At 38.1% G+C, this 6962-nt stretch carries 7 protein-coding genes and 1 pseudogene; all 8 read left to right on the top strand.

Translation table 11 applies throughout. The features are described 5' to 3' along the window. Positions 1 to 121: 121 nt before the first annotated feature. Positions 122 to 325 (top strand): annotated as a pseudogene (locus FAR12_RS06180) (JAB domain-containing protein); the annotation flags it as partial. 207 nt (positions 326 to 532) lie between these two features. Then, a complete protein-coding gene (locus FAR12_RS06175) occupies positions 533 to 1555 on the top strand; it encodes a rod shape-determining protein (protein WP_126407402.1) in 1023 nt (340 codons plus the stop codon). Positions 1556 to 1767: 212 nt separating this feature from the next. Further along, positions 1768 to 2652 carry a rod shape-determining protein MreC gene (gene mreC, locus FAR12_RS06170; protein WP_126407400.1) on the top strand — a complete coding sequence of 295 codons (885 nt, stop codon included), beginning with the start codon at positions 1768 to 1770 and terminating at the stop codon, positions 2650 to 2652. Next, a complete protein-coding gene (gene mreD / locus FAR12_RS06165; protein ID WP_126407398.1) occupies positions 2649 to 3167 on the top strand; it encodes a rod shape-determining protein MreD in 519 nt (172 codons plus the stop codon). The genes mreC and mreD overlap by 4 nt, the downstream gene beginning before the upstream one ends. Positions 3168 to 3384: 217 nt before the next feature. Beyond that, the gene (gene minC / locus FAR12_RS06160; protein ID WP_126407396.1) at positions 3385 to 4065 is read left to right on the top strand and encodes a septum site-determining protein MinC; all 681 of its coding nucleotides are present in this window, start codon (positions 3385 to 3387) and stop codon (positions 4063 to 4065) included. 1 nt (position 4066) lies between these two features. Next, positions 4067 to 4870 (top strand): septum site-determining protein MinD, encoded by an 804-nt coding sequence (minD, locus tag FAR12_RS06155; protein ID WP_126407394.1) that lies wholly within the window; start codon positions 4067 to 4069, stop codon positions 4868 to 4870. A 422-nt stretch (positions 4871 to 5292) separates the two neighbouring features. Continuing rightward, positions 5293 to 6063 (top strand): M23 family metallopeptidase, encoded by a 771-nt coding sequence (locus FAR12_RS06150; protein ID WP_126407392.1) that lies wholly within the window; start codon positions 5293 to 5295, stop codon positions 6061 to 6063. Further along, positions 6056 to 6922, top strand: a complete 867-nt coding sequence (locus tag FAR12_RS06145) for a M50 family metallopeptidase (protein ID WP_170972114.1) — start codon at positions 6056 to 6058, stop codon at positions 6920 to 6922. The genes FAR12_RS06150 and FAR12_RS06145 overlap by 8 nt, the downstream gene beginning before the upstream one ends. The last annotated feature ends 40 nt before the right edge of the window (positions 6923 to 6962 follow it).

Below are 6962 nucleotides of genomic sequence, written 5' to 3'. Positions count from 1 at the left end.
AATGGGAAGTTAGATTGATAAATGGAAAGCCGTATACTCTGAGAGGAGTACGTACGGTTTGGGGGGGAGTTCTTGGAAACCTACTTAGGAAACTAAGCAAGGCACTGGGTTCTTACCCTACTTCAAGGAAGCACTTCGGCGCTCTGCAGCATCCGTTATTTGCCTGCATAATCATCCCTCTGGAGACCCCCAACCGAGTAGAGAAGATATTGAAGTTACTAAGCGTCTTGTGGAATCAGGGAAAATCATCGGCATTGAGGTCTTAGACCACTTAATCATTGGGGAAAATAAATTCGTTAGCTTAAAGGAAAAAGGATACTTGTGAGCCATTATGAAATTGATTCAACATTTATGCTCTAATGGCACTATGATTTTAAGTATGGTTGATCTATAATAATGGTTGTGATTTTAGAGCTTGATTACTTATTAATTTAAATTAAGACATGCTATAACAAACGAGGCATGGATGAACTTTTAAATCAAGGCATTTTAAGATTGCTTTACGATTCGTTTCAGAAAGGGAGATACAACTATGTTTGGAATTGGAACAAAAGACCTTGGAATAGATTTAGGGACAGCGAATACACTCGTGTATGTTAAAGGACGCGGTGTAGTCGTTCGTGAACCATCTGTTGTCGCGTTACAAACTGATACAAAGCAAATTGTTGCTGTCGGAAATGACGCAAAAAACATGATCGGACGTACTCCTGGAAATGTTGTTGCACTTCGCCCAATGAAGGATGGAGTAATTGCTGATTATGAAACAACAGCAACGATGATGAAATATTATATTCGCCAAGCGACGAAATCAAAGGGCGTATTTAATGGTAAGCCTTATATTATGGTTTGTGTCCCTTCAGGTATCACAGCGGTAGAAGAACGTGCTGTCATTGATGCAACACGTCAGGCGGGCGCAAAAGATGCCTATACAATTGAAGAGCCATTTGCAGCGGCTATTGGAGCAAATCTTCCTGTATGGGAACCAACAGGCAGTATGGTTGTCGATATCGGTGGAGGAACTACTGAGGTAGCAATCATTTCCCTTGGAGGAATTGTAACTAGCCAGTCAGTTCGAGTAGCTGGTGATGAAATGGACGAGGCGATTGTGAACTACATAAGAAAGACGTACAATCTCATGATCGGTGACAGAACCTCTGAAATGATTAAGCTAGAAGTTGGAAGCGCAGGAGATCCAGAGGGAATCGAAAACATGGAAATCCGTGGTCGTGACCTATTAACTGGTCTTCCTAAAACAATCGAAATTACAGCTGAAGAAATTTCAAGAGCTTTACGCGATACAGTTTATGCAATTGTGGATGCTGTAAAAGTAACGCTAGAAAAGACACCACCTGAACTTGCGGCAGATATTATGGATCGCGGTATTGTTCTTACTGGTGGCGGTGCGCTTCTTCGTAATCTTGATAAAGTAATTAGTGAAGAAACAAATATGCCAGTTTTAATTGCTGAAAATCCACTTGATTGTGTAGCAATTGGAACAGGTAAAGCACTAGACAATATCAATTTATTTAAAAACCGAGCGAAAGAATCTCGTTAAGAAAATAAGAGGCGGCATCTAATGCCTCCTCCCTATTTTTACTTTGAAAAAAGTTTGCAAGTTGCTAGAAAAACGTGACTCTCTTTCTATGGTAAGCCTCTGAAACTTAGGTTACTATTTATCTTAGGAATAGGACTGTCTAGTTTGTACAGTGACCTCCTTACTTCTTTGAGAGCGTATCTATTAATATGGTGAAAAATGAGGTGTAACAGGTGCCACAATTCTTTCTGAATAAACGCCTGATTCTTTTGCTTGTCAGCATTATTATTCTCGTGGCATTAATTGGCTTTTCTTTAAGAGAACGAGAAGAATTAACCGTGCCTGAGCAATTTTTGAAGGATGCAACTGGGTGGATACAAAATGTCTTTTCGAAGCCCCAAAGCTATGTAAAAGGTGTCTTTGAAAATATTAAGGATCTGCAAAATACATATTCTGAAAATAAAGAGCTGAAGTCCCGTTTAGATGGATTGGCGAAGCTTGAATCAGATGTTCAGCAACTTAAAAAAGAAAACGATGAGCTACGTGAAATATTGGATAAAAAGGATTCTTTAAGTGCCTATTCTCCAATTCAAGCAACGGTAATTGGGCGAAATCCAGACCGTTGGCATGAGCTCTTAATCATTAATAAAGGAAAAGTAAACGGCATTGAGCAGAACATGGCTGTTGTCTCTTCTAATGGTTTTATCATCGGAAAAGTGAAAAGTACGCAACAATTTACTTCGACAATCCAGCTTTTAACCGCGATGGATCCAACAAATCGTATCTCAGCGGAAATTCAAGGAACCGATTCCTATTTTGGTACCATTGAAGGCTATGATGTTGAGCGTGAATTATTGGAACTAAAACGTATTCCGTATGATGCTAAAATCCAAAAGGAGCAAACCGTGGTTACATCTGGATTAGGTGGAATCTTCCCAAAAGGATTGCCGATTGGAAAAGTGGTTGATACGGAACCTGATGAATTTGGTCTGAATCAGACTGCTTATGTGAAACCTGGAGCAAACTTTTATGATATTCAAAATGTAATGGTTGTGAAGAGAGACATGATGCAACCAAACTTAAGTGATATGGTGGATGACGAGGAGGAGGAACTTTGAGAAAATATCTTCTTCCTCTTTTGTTCATTCTCTTTTTTATCCTAGAGAGTTTATTTGTTCAAACACTTCCAGCAGAAGTTTTTAATAGTGAACGAATTCTCGCTCCACGATTCTTAATGATTGTGATTTTGTTTATGACACTGTATGGCCATCGCGATCAAGGCTTGATTTATGGCTTAGTATTCGGACTTCTATTTGATGTTGTCTATACGGAAATCATCGGGATTTATTTGTTTATGTTCCCGTTAATTGCCTATATAGCTTCTAAATTAATGAGAATTCTACAATCGAATATTGTCGTTGTGTCTGTCATTTCTATTTTAAGTATTGTTTTACTTGAGCTAGGTGTGTATGAAATGAATTATTTAATCAATGTGACAAATATGGATTTTTCGTTATTTTTAAATCAGAGATTATTTCCAACGATTGTCTTAAATGTGGCGTTTATCATTATATTTGCCTATCCTTTAAAGCGAATTTTCGAGAAATATGCAGCTTCTCTACGAGAGGACTAATGGAAAAAGGTTGTTTATTACCATAAGGAACAAATTAGAGAAATGAACTTTCAAACAAAGTTCGCGAAAAGATTCTAGGAAAAAGGACTTTTTGCTATCTTTGTCGAATTGAATAGTGGTATATGTTTCGTAGATGAAATAGAAAAAATTAAATCGATTTCAAAAATAAATCACTGAAAAAAGTGAATTCGCTTTTCCATGAGGTGAACATCTTGATATGAAGAAAACACAAAATGTCCTGATTAAAGGGACAAAAGACGGTTTGACATTGCATTTAGATGATCAATGTTCCTATGAAAAATTAAAAAAGGAACTGAATGAGAAACTGACAGAAAATCAAAGGGTGAATGAAGAACATCCTCTTATTACTGTAAGTGTTAAGATCGGCAATAGGTTCTTAACGGATGCGCAACAGGAAGAAATCAAAACCATTATCCGTCAAAAGAAGAACCTTGTTGTTGGCTCAATTGATTCAAATGTAATGGCTAAATCAGATGCAGAGCAAATGATGCGAGAAAATGAGATTGTTTCAGTAGCAAGAATTATCCGCTCGGGACAAGTCCTTGAGGTTCCTGGCGATTTATTGCTAATTGGCGATGTGAATCCAGGTGGCAAGGTTGTTGCAGGTGGAAATGTTTTTATAATGGGAGCATTAAGAGGAATTGCTCATGCAGGTGCGAATGGAAATTCGAATGCGGTCATCTCAGCTTCCCTTATGATGCCAACACAATTAAGGATTAACGATGCAATAAGCAGATCTCCTGATTTTACAGGAGATGAGGAGAAACGAGAAATGGAATGTGCCTATATTGATCATACTGACCAAATTATTATTGATAGATTACAAGCTTTGATGCATCTAAGACCAAATTTAACGAGATTGGAAGGGGGATTCTAAAGTGGGAGAAGCAATCGTTATAACATCTGGTAAAGGTGGCGTTGGAAAGACGACCACATCTGCTAATATTGGTACGGCTTTGGCCCTTCAAGGTAAAAAAGTTTGTTTAGTAGATACTGATATTGGTTTAAGAAATTTGGATGTCGTTATGGGTCTTGAGAATCGTATTATTTACGACTTAGTGGATGTCGTTGAAGGCCGTTGCAAGATCCATCAAGCTCTTGTTAAGGACAAGCGTTTTGACGATCTGCTTTATTTGTTGCCAGCTGCTCAAACAAGCGATAAGTCTGCAGTGAACCCAGAGCAAATGAAGGTTCTAATGGATTCTCTTAAACAGGAGTACGATTATATTATTATCGATTGCCCAGCAGGAATAGAGCAAGGCTATAAAAATGCCGTTGCAGGTGCTGATCGGGCGATTGTTGTCACAACTCCTGAAGTTTCGGCTGTACGAGATGCTGATAGAATTATTGGCCTTCTTGAGAAAGAGGAAAATGTTGCTCCACCGAAATTAGTCATTAATCGTATTCGTAGTCACATGATGAAAAGCGGAGATATGCTTGATGTTGATGAGATTACGACACATCTATCGATTGAGTTAATTGGAATTGTGGCTGATGATGATGAAGTGATTAGAGCATCGAATCATGGTGAACCGATTGCTTTAAATCCAAACAGTCGTGCATCTATAGCTTATCGTAATATTGCTCGAAGAATTCTAGGGGAATCCGTTCCTCTTCAACCGCTTGAAGAAGTGGATAAAGGTGTCTTTTCCAAACTCAAAAAGTTTTTCGGAGTTAAATAATTATATAATTTATATGAAACGAGCTGTCCGAAAAGGTGTTTATATTAACCCTTTTGTAGGGCAGCTTTTTGATTTATTTTTCTGCTGAAAACGCATGGATTACCATGTTGAATAGGTTTCAGTGCGATTTAGTAAATGAAATATGGTTTGATTGACAACTATCGTCTCTTTCTATGAGATTTAGTCAATGAAATATAATTTGATTGACAATTATTAACTCCTTCCATGTGATTCTGTCACTGAAGCATAATTGCCAAGCCAGTACCAACTTCTTATAACTAACAATCTCCACTGGTTTCATCTTTTAACTCACTCCATTGTTAGCCCCTCTGCCTAGTATTCTTTTCACTCATCAATCTTGTCATATCTCAGGTGGACAACTCATAGACTTGTACAAAAAGGTTAAAGGGAATGGTGGGTACATGTCTAGAGCGGATGATGTCAGAAGAAGATTGGCAAAGCGGAGGCGTGAAAGAGAGAGAATTTCTCGAAATAATGATGCGAACCGCTATTTAGTGGTTGATGATGAAGAGAAATATGGATTTGATAAATTTTCATCTTATGAAAGTGGGCCAGGAGAAGGAGGTCACCCTTTATTCAATAAGGAGATGTTTATTTTTAAAATATTGGGTTCTGCCTGCTTAGTGCTTGTCGTTGCCATTCTTTTTCGGAACGGTGAGGGAAAGTTAGAGCCGATAAAGAATTTTGTTACACAATCGATGGAACAAGATTTTCAATTTACGGCAGTTTCTGATTGGTATGAAGAGCAGTTTGGGAAACCATTAGCACTTCTTCCAAGTGAGAAAAACGAAGATGCAAATGAAGCAGAGGTCACGCAGGAATATGCCCTTGAGGCTGCTCGGATTTTGGAAGACTTTGAAGAAAATGGGCAAAAGGTTTCGATTGAGACAGAAAAAGGTGCAGCCGTTAATGCGATGAGTGAAGGAAGGGTTCGCTATGTTGGCAATGAGGATGGCTTTGGAAAAACAGTGATCATCCAGCATGCGGATAAAAGTGAAACTTGGTATGGAAACTTGCAATCGATAGATGTGAGTCTGTATGAATCTATTAAAAAGGGGACAAGTGTCGGGCTGGCATCTGATACTGCTGACGGTACAAAGGGGATGTTTTACTTTGCTATTAAAAAAGGGGATGATTTTATCGACCCGATACAGGTGATACAATTTGACTAATTTCCTTTCCATGTTAAATAAGATCTATATCCATCCATTACTATGGGTTGTTGTAGCAATAGCGGTTGTGACTGCACATTTTATAGAACTCTCCCTCCTCCTTTTGATTATTTTCATTCATGAAATGGGGCATGCGGTCGCAGCTTCTTTTTTTTCATGGAGAGTAAAAAGGATATCCTTTCTTCCCTTTGGTGGTGTGGCGGAAATCGATGAACACGGAAATCGTCCTTTAAAGGAAGAAGCGATTGTTACCTTGGCTGGACCGATTCAGCATCTTTGGTTACTGGCAGTCGCATTTTTCCTTTATGAATTTAATCTAATCTCCGATTTTATTTATACAAATTTTGTCCAATTCAATTTAATGATCCTTATCTTTAATTTACTCCCCATTTGGCCCTTGGATGGAGGAAAGTTTGTATTTTTGTGGCTCTCTTTAAAGGAATCTTTTCCAAAAGCGTTCAGACAAACTCTACATATCTCCATATTTGCATTATCTATCTTTGTTCTGATGATTCTTTTAGTTGAACCAGTTAATTTGAATGTGTGGATTATTGTGGCCTTTATTATTTTTACTTTGCGTTATGAATGGAAGCAAAGCCGCTACGTGTTTATTCGTTTTTTAATGGAAAGATACTATGGGAAAACGAGTGAGTTTCGAAAACTTAAGCCGATTGTTGTCGAGGAAGATGACCTCGTGATCGATGTCTTGGAACAGTTTCAAAGGGGTTATAAGCATCCGATTGTCATTGAGAAGGATGGGAAAGAAACGGGACTTCTTGATGAAAATGAGCTGCTCCATGCCTATTTTGCTGAAAAAAAATTAACAGCAAAGGTTGGCGAGTTATTATATCCATATTAAGATTTGAGAAATCCATCCTCTTATCGGATAATGAAGGAAT

Source organism: Bacillus yapensis (assembly GCF_005280205.1).
In the GTDB taxonomy this organism is placed as follows: domain Bacteria; phylum Bacillota; class Bacilli; order Bacillales; family Cytobacillaceae; genus Robertmurraya; species Robertmurraya yapensis.
Note: the sequence above shows the minus strand (reverse complement) of the source record. Positions and strands in the feature narration are given on the sequence as shown.

Excerpts from the sequence above, each read along its gene's own strand:
- FAR12_RS06175 (WP_126407402.1), top strand. The coding sequence starts at position 533 with ATGTTTGGAATTGGAACAAAAGACCTTGGAATAGATTTAGGGACAGCG.
- minC (WP_126407396.1), top strand. The coding sequence starts at position 3,385 with ATGAAGAAAACACAAAATGTCCTGATTAAAGGGACAAAAGACGGTTTG.
- FAR12_RS06150 (WP_126407392.1), top strand. The coding sequence starts at position 5,293 with ATGTCTAGAGCGGATGATGTCAGAAGAAGATTGGCAAAGCGGAGGCGT.